Source organism: Caldisphaera sp. (assembly GCF_049974385.1).
In the GTDB taxonomy this organism is placed as follows: domain Archaea; phylum Thermoproteota; class Thermoprotei_A; order Sulfolobales; family Acidilobaceae; genus Caldisphaera.
Genome location: NZ_JBMFIW010000018.1, coordinates 1 through 19,583, shown reverse-complemented (window position 1 = coordinate 19,583; position 19,583 = coordinate 1). Strand labels below are relative to the sequence as shown.

The 19,583-nt window shown below is 30.6% G+C and carries 19 protein-coding genes; 8 read left to right on the top strand and 11 right to left on the bottom strand.

Annotation, left to right across the window (positions count from 1 at the left end; translation table 11 throughout):
- The first annotated feature begins 6 nt into the window (after positions 1 to 6).
- Positions 7 to 720 carry a 50S ribosomal protein L2 gene (locus ACP5GV_RS05785; RefSeq protein ID WP_428068104.1) on the top strand — a complete coding sequence of 238 codons (714 nt, stop codon included), beginning with the start codon at positions 7 to 9 and terminating at the stop codon, positions 718 to 720.
- Here the strand turns inward: ACP5GV_RS05785 and ACP5GV_RS05780 are convergent, their stop codons facing one another.
- From ACP5GV_RS05780 to ACP5GV_RS05755, 6 genes are all read right to left on the bottom strand, one after another.
- Entirely contained in the window at positions 721 to 2,100 is a 1,380-nt protein-coding gene (locus ACP5GV_RS05780) for a bifunctional hydroxymethylpyrimidine kinase/phosphomethylpyrimidine kinase (RefSeq protein ID WP_428068106.1), read from the bottom strand.
- Entirely contained in the window at positions 2,093 to 3,175 is a 1,083-nt protein-coding gene (locus ACP5GV_RS05775) for an AIR synthase family protein (RefSeq protein WP_428068107.1), read from the bottom strand. The genes ACP5GV_RS05780 and ACP5GV_RS05775 overlap by 8 nt, the downstream gene beginning before the upstream one ends.
- Before the next feature lie 146 nt (positions 3,176 to 3,321).
- The gene (locus ACP5GV_RS05770; protein WP_292319225.1) at positions 3,322 to 3,732 is read right to left on the bottom strand and encodes a DsrE/DsrF/DrsH-like family protein; all 411 of its coding nucleotides are present in this window, start codon (positions 3,730 to 3,732) and stop codon (positions 3,322 to 3,324) included.
- Between the two features lie 78 nt (positions 3,733 to 3,810).
- A complete protein-coding gene (locus ACP5GV_RS05765) occupies positions 3,811 to 5,055 on the bottom strand; it encodes a thermopsin family protease (RefSeq protein ID WP_428102768.1) in 1,245 nt (414 codons plus the stop codon).
- A gap of 19 nt (positions 5,056 to 5,074) precedes the next feature.
- Complete coding sequence (gene hutI, locus ACP5GV_RS05760) at positions 5,075 to 6,298, bottom strand: imidazolonepropionase (protein ID WP_428068111.1); 1,224 nt, start codon at positions 6,296 to 6,298, stop codon at positions 5,075 to 5,077.
- Positions 6,291 to 7,193 carry an arginase family protein gene (locus tag ACP5GV_RS05755; protein WP_428068113.1) on the bottom strand — a complete coding sequence of 301 codons (903 nt, stop codon included), beginning with the start codon at positions 7,191 to 7,193 and terminating at the stop codon, positions 6,291 to 6,293. Before ACP5GV_RS05755 ends, hutI begins: the two co-directional genes overlap by 8 nt.
- 210 nt (positions 7,194 to 7,403) lie before the next feature.
- On the opposite strand from ACP5GV_RS05755, the gene hutU reads away from it, so the two are divergent.
- The 3 genes from hutU to lysA are packed head-to-tail and all read left to right on the top strand — an operon-like array spanning position 7,404 to position 11,658.
- Positions 7,404 to 9,017, top strand: coding sequence for a urocanate hydratase (gene hutU / locus ACP5GV_RS05750; protein WP_367117871.1), 1,614 nt, complete (start codon positions 7,404 to 7,406; stop codon positions 9,015 to 9,017).
- Positions 9,018 to 9,028: 11 nt separating this feature from the next.
- Positions 9,029 to 10,429 carry an aromatic amino acid ammonia-lyase gene (locus tag ACP5GV_RS05745; RefSeq protein ID WP_428068115.1) on the top strand — a complete coding sequence of 467 codons (1,401 nt, stop codon included), beginning with the start codon at positions 9,029 to 9,031 and terminating at the stop codon, positions 10,427 to 10,429.
- A gap of 35 nt (positions 10,430 to 10,464) precedes the next feature.
- Complete coding sequence (gene lysA / locus ACP5GV_RS05740; protein ID WP_428102766.1) at positions 10,465 to 11,658, top strand: diaminopimelate decarboxylase; 1,194 nt, start codon at positions 10,465 to 10,467, stop codon at positions 11,656 to 11,658.
- Here lysA and ACP5GV_RS05735 read toward each other — a convergent pair.
- From ACP5GV_RS05735 to ACP5GV_RS05720, 4 genes are all read right to left on the bottom strand, one after another.
- Entirely contained in the window at positions 11,653 to 12,003 is a 351-nt protein-coding gene (locus ACP5GV_RS05735) for a DUF488 domain-containing protein (RefSeq protein ID WP_428068119.1), read from the bottom strand. The two genes, lysA and ACP5GV_RS05735, sit on opposite strands and share 6 nt — an antisense overlap.
- A 93-nt stretch (positions 12,004 to 12,096) precedes the next feature.
- The gene (locus ACP5GV_RS05730) at positions 12,097 to 12,390 is read right to left on the bottom strand and encodes an antibiotic biosynthesis monooxygenase family protein (protein ID WP_428068120.1); all 294 of its coding nucleotides are present in this window, start codon (positions 12,388 to 12,390) and stop codon (positions 12,097 to 12,099) included.
- A gap of 148 nt (positions 12,391 to 12,538) precedes the next feature.
- Positions 12,539 to 13,027: a peroxiredoxin gene (locus ACP5GV_RS05725; protein WP_428068122.1), complete on the bottom strand. Its 489-nt coding sequence runs from the start codon at positions 13,025 to 13,027 to the stop codon at positions 12,539 to 12,541.
- A 66-nt stretch (positions 13,028 to 13,093) separates the two neighbouring features.
- Positions 13,094 to 13,699 carry a DUF998 domain-containing protein gene (locus ACP5GV_RS05720; protein WP_428102764.1) on the bottom strand — a complete coding sequence of 202 codons (606 nt, stop codon included), beginning with the start codon at positions 13,697 to 13,699 and terminating at the stop codon, positions 13,094 to 13,096.
- 552 nt (positions 13,700 to 14,251) lie between these two features.
- Here ACP5GV_RS05720 and ACP5GV_RS05715 point away from each other — a divergent pair.
- The 4 genes from ACP5GV_RS05715 to ACP5GV_RS05700 all read left to right on the top strand — a co-directional run bounded on the left by ACP5GV_RS05715 (position 14,252) and on the right by ACP5GV_RS05700 (position 18,874).
- Positions 14,252 to 15,163: a C2H2 type zinc finger domain-containing protein gene (locus ACP5GV_RS05715; protein WP_428068126.1), complete on the top strand. Its 912-nt coding sequence runs from the start codon at positions 14,252 to 14,254 to the stop codon at positions 15,161 to 15,163.
- Positions 15,160 to 15,486 carry a TA0938 family protein gene (locus ACP5GV_RS05710; protein ID WP_428068127.1) on the top strand — a complete coding sequence of 109 codons (327 nt, stop codon included), beginning with the start codon at positions 15,160 to 15,162 and terminating at the stop codon, positions 15,484 to 15,486. Before ACP5GV_RS05715 ends, ACP5GV_RS05710 begins: the two co-directional genes overlap by 4 nt.
- Before the next feature lie 215 nt (positions 15,487 to 15,701).
- The gene (locus tag ACP5GV_RS05705; protein WP_428068129.1) at positions 15,702 to 17,210 is read left to right on the top strand and encodes an AMP-binding protein; all 1,509 of its coding nucleotides are present in this window, start codon (positions 15,702 to 15,704) and stop codon (positions 17,208 to 17,210) included.
- A 35-nt stretch (positions 17,211 to 17,245) separates the two neighbouring features.
- The gene (locus ACP5GV_RS05700) at positions 17,246 to 18,874 is read left to right on the top strand and encodes an acyl-CoA dehydrogenase family protein (protein ID WP_428068130.1); all 1,629 of its coding nucleotides are present in this window, start codon (positions 17,246 to 17,248) and stop codon (positions 18,872 to 18,874) included.
- A 159-nt stretch (positions 18,875 to 19,033) separates the two neighbouring features.
- Here ACP5GV_RS05700 and ACP5GV_RS05695 read toward each other — a convergent pair.
- Positions 19,034 to 19,583 (bottom strand): indole-3-glycerol-phosphate synthase (locus ACP5GV_RS05695; protein WP_428102762.1); only part of this gene is annotated, 550 nt, incomplete at its 5' end.

Genomic DNA, 19,583 nt, shown 5'->3' with positions numbered 1-19,583 from the left:
TGGAAAATGGGAAAAAGCTTAAGGCAGCAAAGAGCAGGTAGAGGAGGCTCTCAATTCAGGAATCCAGGGCATATACATATAATGCCTGCAAAGTATCTACCTATAGACAAAACTGAAAAAGGGACTATAAAAGATTTAATACATGATCCAGGAAGATACGTGCCATTAGCATATATAGTTACGGAATCAGGAAAGGAATTTTATGTACCTGCAGCTGAAGGATCTTATGTAGGGCAAGAAATACAAATTGGTGATGATGCTGAACCAGTATTCGGTAACATATTACCACTAAGCAAAATACCAGAAGGAACTTATGTGTTTAATGTTGAGCTTAGGCCTGGAGATGGTGGTAAATTAGCAAGGCAGGCTGGGAGCTATGCTTTAGTATTAGGGAAAAGTGAAGATAAAGTAAGAATAAGATTGCCAAGCAAAGTTGAAAAAGATTTAGATAAAGATTGCAGAGCAACTATAGGCATACCAGCAGGGGCAGGAAGGATAGAGAAACCATTATTGAAGGCAAGCGCCTCATATTATAAGGCTAAAGCAAAAGCCACAAAATTCCCAACTGTTAGAGGCGTTGCAATGAACGTAGCTTCTCATCCATTTGGTGGCGGATCACATCAGCATGAGGGTAGGCCCACAACAGTTGCAAGAAATACGCCCCCAGGAAGAAAAGTGGGTCATATAGCAGCTAGAAGAACTGGTAGGAAGAAAAAGTGATCATATTAATTTAGAAACTTCTATCATTTTCTTAATAACTTCTGTAGCATTTTTACCAAAAATAAAACTTCCAGGTTCTTTTCCAAAATCTCCTAGATCAAATATAAAATCTACTGGTTTTTTGCTAATATTGATTGCATAAGTTATGCCCCAAGGTATAGACCCTCCTTCCGTTTCTTTAACATCAATTGGTTCATATTTTCTATCATAATAAGAGCTTGTGTATCCTAATTTTTCTACAACTTTTTTAATCTTCTCATCATATGCTATATTAGCAGCAGATCTATAGTCTGGATAGAATTCCATATATTTTAATAATGCTCTAGCTACATGGCTGCTGGCACCAAATTCGGGCTCATTTTCAAAAATTAGCTTATTACCAAAATTTCTTATTCTACCTGGAACTGCTATTATATCTTGCAAATCCCTCGTATAAAATTTAGGTAATGCCATTGCAATATTTGTAGAAATTTCTGGTATGAGCTTTGATATTAACTCTTCATTTTCTTTCATTAGACTTAAAGCTTTTTTCATTTCTAAATATGTTAAGTATTTATGATAATTTATTTCCATATAAGCATTTGGATTGACTGGTCCATGACCTTTTCCAATCGGTAAGCCATATGATATCGCTTGAGTTATCATTATTTTTGCAATTTTTACAGATTCGAATACATCAAAGCCTTTAGCTAAGTTAGCAGCAATTGCAGCTGAAAATGAGCATCCAGTTCCATGATCTGTATTTGTTAGAATTCTCTTCTCTTTATATTCTTTATATTGCCCATTGTAATACAATACATCTATAGAAAAATCTCCCATCATATGACCTCCTTTAATGATAGCTGCTTTTGCACCATATTTTTCTACAATTATTTTTGCTGCTTCTCTTGCATCATCCAAATTTGAAATTTTTATATTTGTTATTTTTTCAGCTTCAGGCACATTAGGAGTTATTACTGTAGCTCTAGGTATTAATTTATCTATAAGAACCTTTATGGCATCTTCTTTAAGCAAAGTAGAACCGCTCTTAGAGATCATTACTGGATCTATTACTAAAGGAAAATCATAGGATTTTAATGTATTTGCGACCTCATTAACTATATCAGCATTGCTTAGCATTCCTGTTTTTGCCGCGTCAATTCCAATATCATTATATATAGCCTCAATTTGTTTCCTTACAATCAGTGGAGAAATATCATAAATACCTGTAACTTCATAGGTATTTTGAGCTGTCACGCTTGTTATAGCAAGAGTTCCGTGAACTCCCATTATAGAAAAAGTTTTTAGATCAGCAGCTATACCAGCTCCTCCACTACTATCACTTCCAGCTATGGTTAATGCAACCGGTATGACCTTATTTCTTTTAGCTTCATTACTCATTTTTACCACCTTTAACTAAGTCAAGTGTTCTAAAGAAAATTGGCCAAAAATCATCTTTTTCGGGCTGATTAATCTTTGTTTCTTTATCTTTATCTATCAGATAAACGCCATTACCTTCTTTTGCTTCCCCTATTATTCTTGCCTCAATACCTTTTTCATTTAAAATTTTAATAGCTTCTTTTTCTTTATCTTTGCTTATTGCAGCAATTAATGTACCTTCGCTAATCGATGCATAAGGATCTATATTAATTTTGGTAAAACTTGAAAATGATTTTAATACCTTTGAAACATCATCCCTAATAAACAATTTTTCTTTATAAACTTCTATCTTAACTTTGCTTGCTTCAGCAATATCATTTAATGCACCCCAGACCCCATATTCTGTTGCATCGTGCATTGCCTTGACCCCTTTTCTCAAACCAAGAGATGATAAGGTTAGAGCGTCTTCCACAACAGACTGTAGCCAAAATATATTTTGTGCCTTTGATGCAAATTCCTTACCGTAATCTTTTTCTAAAACTTGAGGAAATAGGGAAGATAATATGCCTGCGGTCTCAATAGCAGGACCTTTTGTCATAAGTATCAAATCTCCTGGTTCAACCATATTTGGTGAAACATAATTGTCTTTGTTGGTTACTCCTATTAATGTAGCTCCTCCTATCATTGGATAATCAATACCTTCATATCTTCCTGTATGACCAGAAACGATAGATATACCAAGTCTTAAGCACTCTTTATGTATGTTTAGCCACATTTCCTTGAATTCTTCATCAGTCATTTTCATTGGTAAATTTAAATCAATGAATAGATATTTGGGAGGAACTCCAGAAACTGCAACATCGCTTGCTAATATATGAACTGCAAACCATGAACTCTTTTCCCAACCATATTCAGGGACAATATAAACTGGATCTACCTCTATTATTAAATCCTTATCTCCTACATTTAAAACTCCAAAATCCACACCAAATTGCGGACCAATTTTAACATTTTCGTCCTTAATGCCAAGATTGGGGTATATTACTTCTTCAAACGTTTTTCTGTTTACTTTTCCTATAACATAATCCGCATTCATTATTATTACCCTTCTCGGTAGTAAAAATAAAAAGTATTAAACTTTTATTATTATAAAATAAAAGTTGTAGGTAGTATAAAATTATCAAATTATATTATTTTAATAAAAATATAATAAATTAAAAAATTATTTTGTTATTTATTATTTCAAATATATAGAACAACATCAGACTTAGAAGCTTCATTTAGGAATGTTCCAACGCCTGATATGCTATCAACTAGTGGATCGAAATCCTCTTTTTTAAGTTTTAACATATCTGCAACAAGAGAGCAAGCTTCTATTCTAACCTTGCCAGTTGATTTTGCATCTCTTAGCATAGAATACCATGAAACCTTCTTTTCCATCATATAATTTACAGCCGTTTGTTTATATTCTTCGTAATCTTTTCCAATCTTATCAAATTTTTCCGGCATACCTTTCTTGAATGCAACTTGAGAGAAGCTCAAAAAAACATAGACATCCATATCTTCAGCAACTGCTCCTGACACTATAACAGCTAAAGAGAGCAATTTCTCAACAGTTGGAGATATCATAAATATAGAGACCTTCTGAGACATGCTATCACCATATCTATCTATTTATAGAGAAATTTTTAATTTTTTCTACATAGAGAATATATATTTTTTTGTCTGAATCTATAAATTCTTCTTAATTTTTCTTAAAACTATAGCTATTATTAAAAGCATGACTATAAATCCGCTTATATAAATTAAAGAATTAAATTGTTCTAAATAATTTGTATTAAACTTTATTGTATTGTTTGAACTTAAATTAATAAAAAAGCTTTCTATTGTTTTTCCACCGGCTTTTAAACTAGCATAAACTAAATATTTACCCTTTATCAGTGTTATATTTGTTATGTTACCAATTATGCTTTTGTTAAAGTTATTACCAATTATGGTTAAATCCCATAGAGTAGGAGGATTTAGTTCTATTGTATAGTTAGTGCTGTTTAATATTTTCACGCTCGGAGTCCATAAAGCACTTTGATTTAAATTTCCATTTATTTGTATAACGGTATTATTTAAAAAATATTCATTTATGCCATTTAACATATTAACACTTTCAAGCGTTGTTCCCCCAGCAAAATCAGTTGGGCTATCCTGATATGCTGAAGGGATAATATACCATGAATTATTATATAAATAAAAGAGTTTCATAGACGCATGCCATTTAAATACAAGTAATTGAGATCCTTTTGAATATCCCGCAACAACAAATTGTAAAACGAAGGGTTCTAATAAACTATTAACAGTTTGGGGAGCTGATCCACCCATTTGACCTATTAGAAAAACAGGATTGTTAGACATTTGATTTACGATTATTTTATCCAATAAGGTTTCTCCAGATTGGTAAGTTGAGTTAATAAAATTAAAGTAAATTTCAATTATCGGATGGCTTGAATTTTTTATATAAACATATTCTTTTATTGTAAAAGGTGTTTTGGAAACAAAGGTTTCTGGATATTCATAAGCATAATATTCATTATTATAAATATTACCATTGCCCTTTACTCCTTTTAAAGTAGTGTTTTGTTGGGTGACATTCCAAACGTTGTCTAAAAATTCTATTTTATAGGTGTTATCAATATTTGATATCCTTGCAATAGATTGAATCCATAGCGTAGTATTTAAAGAAATGTTAACATTAGCATTTAATTGTAGGCTAAAACCATAAGTATAACTTGGCCTTAAAGAGTAAAATGAACCGTTATAAAAATTAAATATGCCTAACAAGCCATTTGTTGAGTATCCATAAGTTAATGTACCATTGTTTGTTACTATAGTTCCATTATCGTTTATTCCAACACTTGTTGATCTAGCTACATTTAATGACATTAATATTATGAATAGCATTATAATTAATATTAATTTAATCATTCTCTCATCTAATATTTACTTAGTTTTCCTGGCTTTTAATAATTTTTCCTTTATAAATTAAAGTATTTATTCTATCATAACCCCAATAATAACCCAATTGGTTTAAGTTTTCTACATCCCATATTATTAGATCGGCCTCTTTACCTATATCTATATTTCCTAGATGATTTAATCCTAAACTATATGCAGAGTTTATTGTTGAATACGCTAAAGCTTCTATTGGCTTAAAATTCAAATAATAAATGGCCAAGTCAAAAACTGTTTGCATTGAAATCATAGGATTATTTGGACTATAATCAGTTCCTAAAGCTATTATAGCCTTATTTCTCATCGAATCAATAGCAGGTTTTTTATTATCTAGCATACTTATAACGCTAGCGGGCAATAGGCCTAAAGCTGAACCTGTTTCACTTAAAGCCTTTACTTTTTCTTGGGGGGTACTTTCCAAATGATCTATAGAACTTAATGGAAACTCTTTTACTAAATCAGAGCATCCAATATACTTTATTTGATCTGCATGCATTCTTAGCTTAAAACCATATTTTAAGGCAGCTTTAAATATTCTTCTAGTCTGTTCTAAATTAAATGCGTTTTCATCACAGAAAACATCAACGTACTTAGCTAGATTTTGCCTTTTCACTTCAGGGATTATTTTGTTTATAAAATAGTCAACATATTCATCTCCGTCAAATTCCTTTGGAATTACATGAGCTAATAATGTAGATATTATATTATATTCTTTAAAACTATTTATAACGCGTAGCAATTTTAGTTCATTTTCTAAATCCAAACCATAACCAGATTTTATTTCTATAGCAACTGTACCTAATGATATTGATTTTTTTAATATTTTTTCTAAATTTGATTTAAGAGTTTCTTCGGATGCATTCTTTGTAATAGAAACTGTTTTGTATATTCCTCCTCCTTCCTTTAATATTTGAGAATAACTTATGCCTGACAATTTCTTATATAATTCATCTTCTCTGCTTCCTGCAAAAATTGCATGGGTATGCATATCAACAAATCCGCTAGTCAAAAGCCTTTTATCAGCATTGATTTTGTTTTTACTATTATATTTAGTTAAAATATAATCAGAGCTTCCAATATCGAATATTTCCCCATTATTAATTGCTATTCCAAAATCCTTAAACATTTTTGTGTTTTCATCATTGACTTTCCTTATAGGCTCTTTAAAATAAACTGCTTCTCCTATGTTATAGATTACTAAATCTACACTATTCATTTTTATTCCCTATATAATAATTTAATGTATATAATATTAGCTTTGCAGCCAATCTACTTGTCATATTGTTTAAATCAAAGGGTGGAGCTATTTCTGTTACATCCAAACCTAACAGATTTACATTTTTAACAATTTCTTTAATTATTTTAATCGTTTCATCTGGGTACATTCCTAAAGCTGTTGGACTGTTAACACCTGGTGCAAAGGACTGATCTAAATGATCCATATCTATGCTAATATATAAGCCATCAGTTTTTTCTTTAATCATTTTTATTTCATTAAATATGATATCAAAACCTTCACTTATTTGATCCCTATAGAAAACCTTTATCCCAAATTTATCAGCTATTTTTTTCATGTATGGAGGGTTTGAATAATCTGATATTCCAATTTGGATCACTTCAAATTTTTCCTTATAAGACTTTAATAGCTCATTTAACCAAGAGCCGCTAGTTAGCCCTTCTTTTACTTCTCTTAGATCATAATGCGCATCAAAAACAATTAAACCAATTTTTTTATAAAAATTAATTAAACCAATAAGTATGTTTTTAGTTATCGAATGATCTCCACCTAAAAATACTGTTGGAGTATATTCAGAAAAGGCTTTTTCTGCAACACTTATTATTCTATGTGATGTGCCATCCACATCTCCCGGAACTACCTTTACATTACCTAAATCTTTGAATCCGTATTTTATTTCCCTAATTTTATATACATCGCTTCTTAAACTATAAAGCTCTTTTCTAATTTCTTGCGGAGAAAATCTTGCTCCAGGTCTTCCTCCAGTAGACCAGTCCCATGGTATTCCTATCAATGGTATTTTCTTTTCTAAGTCTTTTATTTTTACATCGTTTTCATCTCTAATAAAACTATTGCTTGGCTCTTCCAAATACATGCTTTCACCTATTATTTTTTATTAATTTGTGATTTAATACCTTTTAATGAAATATTTATATTTTTATCTTACTTATAAAAATTGGTGTTAATTATGGTAAGCAATGAAACTTTAAGAAGATATGAAGGAAGACCTATTTTAAAGCTAATAGAAGAAGGCTATTATAATCCTGAAGAAAAGGCAAGAGTTCGTCATATAGAAGGTTGGGAAATGCATACTAAATCTGGTTGGCAGACAGAAGGTATTTTAAGGATGCTATTTCATGTATTAGACCCAGATGTAGCAAAAGATCCAGAACATTTAATTGTTTATGGAGGAACAGGTAAAGCAGCAAGAGATTGGAACTCATTTGAAAGTATTGCGGATTCTCTTATGGAATTAAAAGAAGACGAAACTCTAGTTGTTCAAAGCGGTAAGCCTGTTGCTATATTTAAAATTAGCAAATATGCTCCCAGGGTTTTAATAAGTAATGCAATGCTTGTTCCCAAATGGGCTGATTTCAATTATTTTAAAGAATTAGAGGAAAGAGGCTTAACAATGTTTGGGCAAATGACTGCAGGATCATGGAATTATATAGGCTCTCAAGGTATAATACAAGGTACTTATGAAACGATCGCAGCTGCATCAAAACTATACTTTAATGGCTCTTTAGAAGGGAAAATAATACTGAGTTCTGGATTAGGCGAAATGGGTGGAGCACAGCCTTTAGCAATAACAATGAATGGTGGAATAGGTATAATAGTGGAAGTTGATAAGAAAATGATAGAAAGAAGAATTAGGTTTAAATATTTAGATACATGGACAGATAGCATTGATAAGGCATTAGATATTGCTAATACATATAAGCAAAGGAAAGAACCAATAAGCATTGGTCTATTAGGGAATGCCGCAGAAATATATCCTGAATTGTTGAGGAGAGGATTCATACCAGATATAGTTACTGATCAAACACCCGCCCATGATCCTTTAAGCTATATACCTGAGGGCTTAACATTAGAAGAAGCTGATAAATTGAGGCAAAACAATCCAGAAAAGTACATAGAACTATCAATGAAAAGCATGAGGAAAACAGTTGAAACTATGGTAGAATTTCAAAAAAGAGGATCAATAGCATTTGATTATGGAAACAATATAAGAAGAATGGCTTATGATGCTGGATTTAAAGATGCTTTCCAAATACCTGGTTATGTTCCTTTATTTATAAGACCATTGTTTGCAGAGGGTAGAGGTCCATTTAGATATTCGAGTTTAGTCGGCAATCCCAAAGATATATACAGGCTAGATGATGAGCTAATTGCTATGTTTAGTGAAAATAAGTTTTTGGTAAACTGGATTGAAAAAGCACACAAGTATATCAAATTCCAGGGGTTACCGGCAAGAGTCGTTTATTTAGGATATGGAGAAAGGGCAAAATTTGGGAAATTAATGAATGAGCTTGTAAAACTAGGAGAAATAGGACCCATGTGGATAGGTAGAGATCATCACGATACTGGCAGTGTTGCAAGTCCTTATAGGGAAACTGAGGCTATGAAAGATGGAAGCGATGCTATAGGAGATTGGCCTATATTAAATGCTTTGTTAAATGCTTCAGCTGGGGCAACATGGGTTGCGTTTCATCATGGAGGAGGGGTAGGGATTGGTTATTCAATACATGCAGGATTCGGCTTAGTATTAGATGGTAGTGAAGAAAGCTTAGAAAGAGCTGAAAGAGTATTAACCGTTGATCCAGGTATTGGAGTCGTAAGACATGCAGACGCAGGTTATGATATTGCAAAAGAAACACTGTGTAAAAAAGGAATAAAGTCTCCATCGATCAAATGTTAAAGGTGTCTACATTGGTTTTAATATGTAAGGATATTGGTTTTGACGAATTTTTTCAGGAATTTTTATTTAATAAAGTAGAAATTTGTGATGAATTAAAAAATAAGATAATTGAATCTAGAAAAATTTATGAAAGAGAAGCAAAGAAAGGTAATGTTTATGGCTATTCAACAAGCTTAGGGGCTCTAATTAATAAACAAAACGTTCACAACAGAGAAAGGGAAAAAATAATTTTGAGAGAGCATGATACTAGTATAGGAAAAAATGTCCCTAGCTTGCTAATAAAAGCCACAATGCTTGTTAGATTAATTCAACTAAGTAAAGGGAATTCACCAGTAAGAATTGAAGTTATAGAAAGGTTAAGAGATGCAATTAATAATAATATAATACCTATTGTACCAATTCTAGGTAGTGTAGGAGCGAGCGGAGATTTAGCACCTTTATCTAGAATATTTAGATGCTTAATATATGGAGAAGGTTTTGCGTACTATAATAATGAAAAAGTTAGCTGTAATGATGCGTTGCATAACAGTGGACTAGAAATTTTCGAGTTAGAACCCGGAGAGGCACTTGCTTTAATTAACAGCAATGCTTTTAGTACTGCTATGAGTTTAATTAATACATATGTTATTGAAAAAATATTTAATTTGTCTTTAGACGTAGCTAAAGAATCACTTTATTTATCGGGTTGTAATAATCAACACTATTCAGAGGCTATCTATGAAACAAAAAAGCAACCAGGCGTAAAAACGGTAATTGAAAAGTTAAATAATCCATGTTTGGATACGCCCAGGCTGCAAGATCCTTATAGCATTAGATGTATTCCTCAAATATATGGAGCATTATTTGATACTATAGGATTTAGTAAAGAAGTTTTGAAAAATGAAATGAATTCTTCATCAGATAACCCTATAATTTATTCAGGTAACGTGTATCATGCATGTCAATTCCACGCTATATATTCAGGAATTATTTCTGATTTTTTAAAAACGGCTGCAATACCTGTTATGAACTCTGTTGAAAGGAGGATTTCTCAGCTCTTAGATGGGAAGATAAATAGAAAAAGCGACTTTCTTTTAAAGGAAAAAAGTGTTGTAGGCGCTATGATAATGCAATATACAGCAGCTTCAATAAGTGCTTATTCAAGAGGATCTAGCATTTCTATGTCCTCTCATTCTATACCTACTAGCGGTATGCAGGAAGATGTAGTATCTATGGCTCCAAACTCTTCATTGGAATTGATGAAAATTAATGGTTTATTTCTAAGGCTTGTTTCTATAGAAAAAGCTATTAATATGTTTAATGAAGAAAAAGATTTACCGGATCCTAAAGACTTATTAGAGAAATCATATGAATACCTCATTAATAAAGGTGATTTAAATAAATACTCAGAACTATTAAACTATTTCTTTTAAAGCTTTTAATTAATATATAAATGAGGGGAACACTATTGGACAATTCATTAATAATTAATTTAGCAGAAAAATATGGTACCCCACTTTATATAACAGATTTAGATATTGTTGAGAAAAATTATAGAAAGATAGAAAGTTCATTTAAAAAATACTTTAATAAACTAAAAATATTTTATGCAATGAAAGCGAACTACAATCCCTTTATACTAAAATTGTTAAAGGGTTTAGGGTCTGGAATCGACGCAGCTTCTCCATATGAGTTTATTTTGGCTGAAAAAATTGGGTTTAATGGAAAGGATATTTCATTTGCACCTCCAAATGCATCTAAAGAAGAATTAAATGTTGCTAGTATCTATGGCGTTGATACTTTAATTCTTGATTCATTAGATATGCTAGAAAATTCTAAAGGATTAAGATTTAAAAATTATGGAGTTAGAATAAACCCAAGTATAGAAGCTGGATTTAGCGAAAAAGTCATGACTGGTAAAGCGTATTCTAAATTTGGTGTAGATATTTCAAGCTTAAATAAATTAATAGAGAAGTCAAAAGAAATAGGCATAGAAATAAATGGATTGCATGCTCATATAGGTTCTGGAATATTGGATGAAAAACCCTATTCAATATTAATTGATAAAATGACTAAGATTTTTGATAATCTATCGAAAAAAGATTTCATAGATATTGGTGGAGGATTTGGTTATAATTATATGACAGGAGAACATATAGATACAGATAAAATAGCTAGTGTTATTAATGATAAATTTCCTTATGATAAGGAATTAAGAATTGAGCCAGGTAGGTATTTGGTTGTTAATGCATCTATACTAATTTCTAGAGTAAATGGAATTAAGGAAATAGACGGGCGTAAAAAATATGTTCAAATAGATGCAGGTATGAACTCATTAATTAGACCAGCATTATATAACGCTTTCCATAGGATTAAATTGTTAAATGAAAATGGAGATATAGAAGAAACATATGATGTTGTTGGTCCTATATGCGAATCAGATGATTACATAGCTCTAGATGTTAGATTAAAAAGACCTAAAGTAGGAGATTACATAGCAATATTAGATGTAGGTGCTTATGGAATATCAATGGCATCAAACTATAACTTAAGACCTATACCGGCTGAAGTAATTTTAAAGAAAAACAACGTTGTTGGCATAAGAGAAAGGGATAGTTTAGAAAATATAGTGGGTAAATACAAGGGTTTAGATAATTTATAAAAAATTTTCTAAATACTCTTTTAAAGCAACAGCATTATTATGCTCTTTATCTTTTGATGAATAAATTAATGTAACATCTTTTTTATTTTTAACTATGTCTAGGAGCTTTTCAATAGCTTCTCTATTTTTATTTAGTTCCTCGTAGTATTTTTCTTTAAACTCTAGCCATTTTTTAGGGTCATGTGAGAACCACTTCCTTAACTCATTACTTGGAGCAACCTCCTTAAACCATAAATCTATTTTTGCATTTTCTTTTTTAATTCCTCTTGGCCATAATCTTTCAACCAAAATTCTTAAGCCATCATCTGGAGATGCTTTATCATAAACCCTTTTTAATTTAATCATAGTTTCACCAATATTAATAATTCTTTAAAAGTATTAACTTTTAGTATTTTAAAAGGTAAGTGTTTATATTGTCTTTGTTATCTTTTATAAAAATTATTCGTTTATTTCCTTATATATTCTATGATAAGGCTTATTTTCTAAAATTGTTGCTCCATATTCTGTTGCATTTTTGAATTCTCTACTCTTTATGAAATTTTTGAAAGATTCTAAATCTTTCCACTCAGAATAAATTAAGTATTCCCTTGGTTCATCAACTCTTTTATAAAGCTTTCCATCTATAAATCCAATATCACTGTTTTTAAAGGCCTTAACCATTTCGTTAAAAATACTTTCGAATTCTTTCTCATGACCTTCTTTAACTTTATAATATAATCCTACATTTATCATCTATCCCACCAATTTCTAATATTACAATAGCTCCTTATAATTTTAGTTGAGCTTAGTTTTTAATTGTTATTGATTACATTGATAAAAAATAAAAAAGAAAGGAAAATTTAACAAAAAAGTTGTTATAAAAATTATATATAAATAAAAATTATAAACTATTTACTATTTCAATAACTTTATCATAATCAGGTTCTTTTCCCGGATGATCAGAAACCCACTTATATGCTAAATTACCTTTTTTGTCAAAAATAAAAACTGCTCTCTTGGCTGCCTGTTTGAGTTTAGGTAATCCTATAATGCCTAAATCTTCGTGCACTACATTATAAAGTTTAATAACTTCCCTGTTATAATCGCTCAATAAATCAAAATTCAGTTTGTTCTCTGTCTTAAATTTTGAGAGCGAGAATGGACTGTCAACACTTATGCCAAAAACTACAGCATTGGCTTTATTGAGTAATGCCATTTTATCTCTGAAAGTACAAAGTTCTTTTGTGCATACGCTTGTAAAGGCTCCCGGAAAGAATAATAATACCACGGGTTTTCCATTACTAAAAATATCACTAAGCTTAATTTCTTTTAAATCTGTATTATATAAACTAAAATCTAAATATTTATCACCAATGTTTAATTCATTCATGATATCCACCAAATATTGTATTCTGGATGAAGTATTAAAAATTAATATATATGAAGTTTTGTTGATTTATCTTCTATTGAATTTATAATGCCTCAAATTGGCCAAGTAAATTATTACAGATATTTGAATTACTATTATTCCAAAAATTTCTCCTTCGGCTCCCGATTTAAAATCAGCAAATGCATAAATTAACCATGAAATAATAGGTAACAAAGTTAACGTTAAACCATATTTATAATTTTTTATTGCCAAAATAGAAATACCAATAAAAAATATAGAAAATGAAGTTATTATATAAAACCACATTGATACAAAGTCATGAGGATAAGTGCCTTCATGATATATGCCAATTAATATCAAAAATAATCCTGAAATAGAAAAAATTGTGCCGCCAGAATTTTCAATTTTATTTCTTGATACATAGATTATATATATGCTAAATAATATCATAAACAAACCTGTTATTATCATGCCATAATTATAAATAAAAGGATACTTAGGTGGGGGATGTCCACTTAATAGGTTTCCACCGCCAAGATCGCTTAGAGCATTTCTTGTTAATTTGAACCACGGGTTAAAATAAACAGAAATCAATATAGTAATCCATGAAGATAGTATCGCTAAATAAGAAAAATACTTAAAATATTTTATCATAGTATTAAATCTATCCATATTGTTAACCCCCTTTAATTCTTAAGGGCAAGAGTTCTCCAAAGTTTTAAATGTTACACCTTTATGAATTGCACTCAAACTTCTTATTCTTAAATTCTATCTCATATATTATTTGTATTTCTAAGTTAAAAGATGCTAATCAAAAACATAACATTTTATTAAGCCGACCTCCTTCCCGCCCTGAAGAGCAAAGGGTTCCCTTAGGGAGATCATAGGTTTGTAGTTTACCGCCTTCACTTTCATCGTCTCATAGCTAGTGGGAATTACCTACATCGCTCCAATTGTTTAACGGTAGACCATGGGCTGGATCTTCAACCCATTATCCCAATCTCTTAACAGGAGTTAACTTCCACTCCCATCTATTAGGAACTCTGAGTATATGTAAAATGTTTATAGCTCTATTTAAGTCAAAACATTTAATTAGACTCTAATGAATGAGATTTCTGTCGTATTTTACTTTTATATTATTAAAATAGCAAAATTAAAATCTGATTTGAAGTTTTTATAACGAAAGTTTAAGAATTTTAAATGCTTTTAAAAAAGAGGGTTATCATGCCTATTTGTCCGGTTTGTAGATTCGAAGCAGATTCTTGGGTGGATATTTCAGATCATATAGAAAAGATAGCTAATGAAAAGAGTGATCCTCAACACGTTATGTGGTTAAATAGAAACGTTTCGCAAAAAGAAATAAAAAAAGAAGAACTAGAAGCATGGCTATATAATTATTTTGAAAAACCAGAAAGCCTGTCTACATGGATTAGAAGAAGGTTTATTGAAAAGTTTTATTCTGATAAACCTCATCCGTTTATGTTAGCCATGCAAAAGCCCACAAGAGGAATACTGCTAGGTTATGTATTAGAGCATAGACATTTTTTGCAAAACTGGGTTAAAGTTTTATCGTTAATAGTTTTTAACACAGATAAAGAAGATGTAATAAAATATGAGCTTGAAAACATTTCAACAGAATATTTAGGTATAAATGGTAAACCATCGCATTATGAGTTGTTGATAAGAATGGGAGAAAGTTTAGGATTATCCAGACAGATAATATTTTCCACAGATCCTTTACCGTTAACAAAAGAGTCCATTGAAACGTGGAGACATATTGCTCTAAATAGACCATGGATAGAGACGATGGCTGCAATGCACAGCTTAGAAATAGCTGCTGATAGATCAAATAAAAATTATGGCGCAAAAATACATTATTTCAACACAGAGATACTAAGCTCTGATAAATATAGTAAGGAAGTTAAGGACTTCTTGAGAGAAGGCTATGAAGCTGATGTGGGTCATGCTGCAGAAGCACTAAATCTAATAGAAAGATATGCAGATACAAGAAAAAGTGTTGAAAACATTAAGGTAACAGTCTTAAAGTCTCTAGAGGCTTTAGATAAATATCTTTTTGCAAGATTAGAAAGGGCAATGCAGTTTGAACCTGAAATAATAGAGGTGATAAGACAATGATAGTTGTAGTTAACGGATATCAAGCTGGTACTAAAGAGACTGGCTGTGCTCTATGTGGAGGAACTTGGGGAAATCATTATGAAATAATAGAGGGTCATAATTTATTCTTCTGTTGCGATATTTGCGCTAAGGCATTTAAAAATATTATTAATGAAGCAAAGAAAAGAGGAAAACTTAATAGAATAGATTATATAGATATAAAGGGGAATTTTTATAAAGGTAGAACAATAGAAGCAAAAGATAGTGAAAGATCATATAAATTTTACGTTAAGTTTTCAGATGAAGGAGACATAATTGAATTAAAAGAATTAAATAATGCCTAAAACTAAGAAATTTAAAAAACAACCATTTTATTGTAAAGATAGATATGTAAAATTTGAAATAACTTTAATTAAATTTTAGAACTATTATATATTTGTTAAAAAATTTAAAAATTGACTAATACTTAAAAGACTTATTATGAATATTTATTATAAAAATTTTTGTAATAAAAGTATTTATATTAGGAATCTTAATTGTTTAGAAGGTGATAAAATTGTTGACATTCCCCTATGTATTAAGGCGTGCCTCTACATTATTCCCAAAGCAAGAAGTTGTTGATGTTAATGAAAAGAAGAATTATAAGGAGATTTACAATGATTCTTTAAGACTAATAACTTACTTAAAAAATAATGGAGTTAAAAAAGGAGATGTAGTATCGATTATAGGATTAAATAGTATAAAATTTTTAACATTAATTTATTCCATTACTTCTATGGGAGCGATTGCATACCCTATAAACATGAGACTCCCGCCAGATCAATTGTTATATACATTAAATAAAGCTAATTCAAAGTATTTTATATATGAAAGATTATTCAAGGATTATGCTGATCTCGTTAAATCAAAAAGGAATGAGCAAGTAATTTCTTTCGATGAATTAAAGTTTAATATGGAAGAAGGAAAACCTGAATCTGAAAAACATGACAATGCAGTCATACTTTTTACAAGCGGAACTACTGGCTTGCCAAAAGCGGTTATGTATAATCATGAAAAAATGATAAGCGGAGCATTATCAATTTTAAATCAGTTGTCATATTATAATGCTCCAGCTAAATTAACTCAAAATGATGTAATGTTTCCCCAAATACCAATATATCATATATTATCGTGGGGATCTCTTATAATAGCGCCTCTTATCGGGGCGAAACTTGTTTATGGAGGAAAGTTTGATCCAAAAATTGCTGTAGAAACAATTGAAAGAGAAAAAGTTACATGGATTAGCGTTGTTCCTACCATGATGCAAATGCTCTTTGATGCAGGTCTAAGTAAAAAAGGATTAAAAGTACTAATTGGAGGAAGCGCAATACCTGATGGCTTAGTAAAAAAGATGAAAGATAACAACATGCGTTTTTCGGCAATTTATGGTGGTACAGATATGCTTGCTGCTTCAATAACTATAGAAACAGAATATACATCTAATGGGTTATTAGAATATCATAAAGTAACTCATCCAGTTCCTATGGCAGAATTTAAAATTGAATCCAAATCAGAAAAAGAACCAGGAGAAATTTTGTTTAGAGCACCATGGATGCCAAGTGGTTATTATAATGATAAAGAAAAAACAGCTGAATCTTTCACACAAGATGGCTGGTTCAAAACCGGTGATATTGGGTATATTGCTGATGATGGCGGATTAGTTGTTCTAGATAGAATGAAGGATGTTATAAAGAGTGGAGGTGAATGGATACCTTCTAGTATATTAGAGGCCGCTATATCAGAACTACCATTTGTATCATTGGTAGCTGTAATAGCTAAAAAAGATGAAAAGTGGGGAGAAAGGCCTATTGCAATAGTAAAACTCTCTAAGGAAACTCAAGATGCTAAAGAAAAAATACTTAGTCATTTAAACAAATATGTTAACGATGGAAAGATTAGCAAATTCTGGGTTCCTGACGATATAATATTTGTCAACGATATTCCATTAACTGGCACTGGAAAAATAGACAAAAAGGTTTTAAAAGATGTTATAGCGAAAAGTAATAAAAGTGGTAATTATAAAACATAAAAAATTTATAATTAATAATTAAAAAGGTGATAAAAGTGCCACTGAACGGTTTAGAAGGTATATCCTACGCTTATGGGCTAAATCATTATGCTTTGGATAAACCCTTGAAAGATCTTCTTAAAATATATACAAAGTCAAAAAATGACTTCACAGAATTAGGAAAATTTGTTGGAAAAGAAGTTTATGAATCAACATATAGAGTTGATTTAGAAAGCTTGCCGAGATTAATTTATTGGGGAGCAAAGGGAGAAAGAGTTGATTATACATGGCTAGATCCGTATGAAAGGTATATAGTAAATGAGCTCATAATGAATTATGGTGTCAATAAATATCCCTTTGATAACGGAACGTGGCATGATCATTATGCTGGAATATATTTGATAGGGGATCCTGGTTTATCTTGTATATTAACAATAACAATACAAACTGCATATGCTTTAAATAAATATGCAGAAGGTGACTTGAAAAACGAATACAAAAACCTAGTAGGTTTAAGTAATAAATTAAAGTTGGGCGCAACATGGTTTACTGAAACCCAAGGAGGAAGCGATTTAGGTGCTAATACAACAACAGCTAAAAAGGTTGATAAAAAATACTTGCTTAATGGCTACAAATATTTTTCAAGCGGAGCTGGTATTGCAGACATTTCATTAGTCTCAGCAAGACCAGAGAAGGGAAGAGAAGGAGCTAAAGGTTTAGCCCTGTATTTATTGCCTAGGTACAATTCTAAAGGGGAATTAAATTACTATATCAGGAGGCTTAAATACAAGAGCGGAACGAACTCTGTTCCAACAGGAGAAGTAGAGTTAATAAACTCCGAAGCAGACTTAATAGGGAAAGAAGATGAAGGGATATATTATATTATGGAAGATTTAACAGTTTCAAGATTAGCCAATGCTGTGGGAGCGATGGGTGTAGCTAGGAAAGCTTATCTAGAGGCATTAGGTTTTGCAAGAGAAAGAAACGCATTCGGTAAAAGAATTATTGAACATCCATTAATGATTAGAGATTTACTTGATATGGAAATAAGCATTGAAGGGGGATTGGCATTAACTTATAAGGCAATTGGCGAATTTCAAAACTCAATTAATGCAAGACCTCCATATACTAAGGAATATCATTACGCTAGGTTCTTAACACACATTGCAAAAAATGTTACTGCCGAATTATCATCAAAGGTAACACAGCTAGCCATGGAAACATTTGGAGGAATAGGTTTCTTAAATGAATATCCAATAGAAAGATGGCACAGAGAAGCTCTAATTACGCCTATTTGGGAAGGAACAAGCAATATCCAAGCATTAGACATGCTTGAGAGCATGGTAAAGAAAAAGGCTCATGAAGTTTATTTAGAAGATTTAAAGAGTTTAGTAAACGATTCTTATGACAAAGAATTCACAACAAATTTATTGCATAAAGCAAGTGATATTTTGAGGTCTTTCTCCTCTTTGTCACCAAAAGAGGCGGAATTTAATTCAAAGGATTTCTTAAGACAACAGGGTCACATTCTTTCATCTATATTATTAAATAATTTAGCCCAACAAACTGGAGATGTTCTTTACGATTTAATATCAAAACAATATTATAAGGTGTATGTTGAAAAGAAAGAATTAGACATGATAGATAAGTATGACGAAATTATATCCATACACGGAAGTATTTGATTTTCATATGATATTATAAACAAATTATCAATGCAAATTTAATTTAAAATTTTTATTATTTGATTTTATATAGCTAATAAATTTTAATTTTATTTAAATTTTAATTTCTCATCATTTGTGATGTATCTTATCATGATAATAGTATTTATTAATAATTAATTAAATTAAAGAAATTATTAAATGCGGATCTTTCATTAAAGAACTTCCAATTAAAAATGCATCAGCTCCATGAGATTTAAAAATATCTATATCGTTTCTATTTTTTAATCCGCTTTCTGCAATTTTTATGAAGTTCTTTGGAATTTTTTCAATTAACTTAACTGCATTATTTAAATCAATACTCAAATTGAAAAGATTTCTAGAATTAACTCCTACAAAGCTTGGATTATAATTTATGACAACTTCTAGTTCGTTTTGATCATGTATTTCAACTAAGGATTCCATACCATAATTTTTTATTTCATTTATTAAATTTTCCAATTCTTTTTCGGAAATAATTGAGGCTATTAACAATACAACATCTGCTCCTAGATTATATGCGCTTTCTATTTGATCAAATGTAACTACAAAATCTTTCATTAAAATGGGTTTTGATGTTAATTTGGCTATATTATTTAAAATATCGTAAGAACCATTGAAGTATTTTTCTTCTGTTAGTACACTAAATCCTGCAACATAATTTTCTAAAAATTTTACGTATTCTTTATAG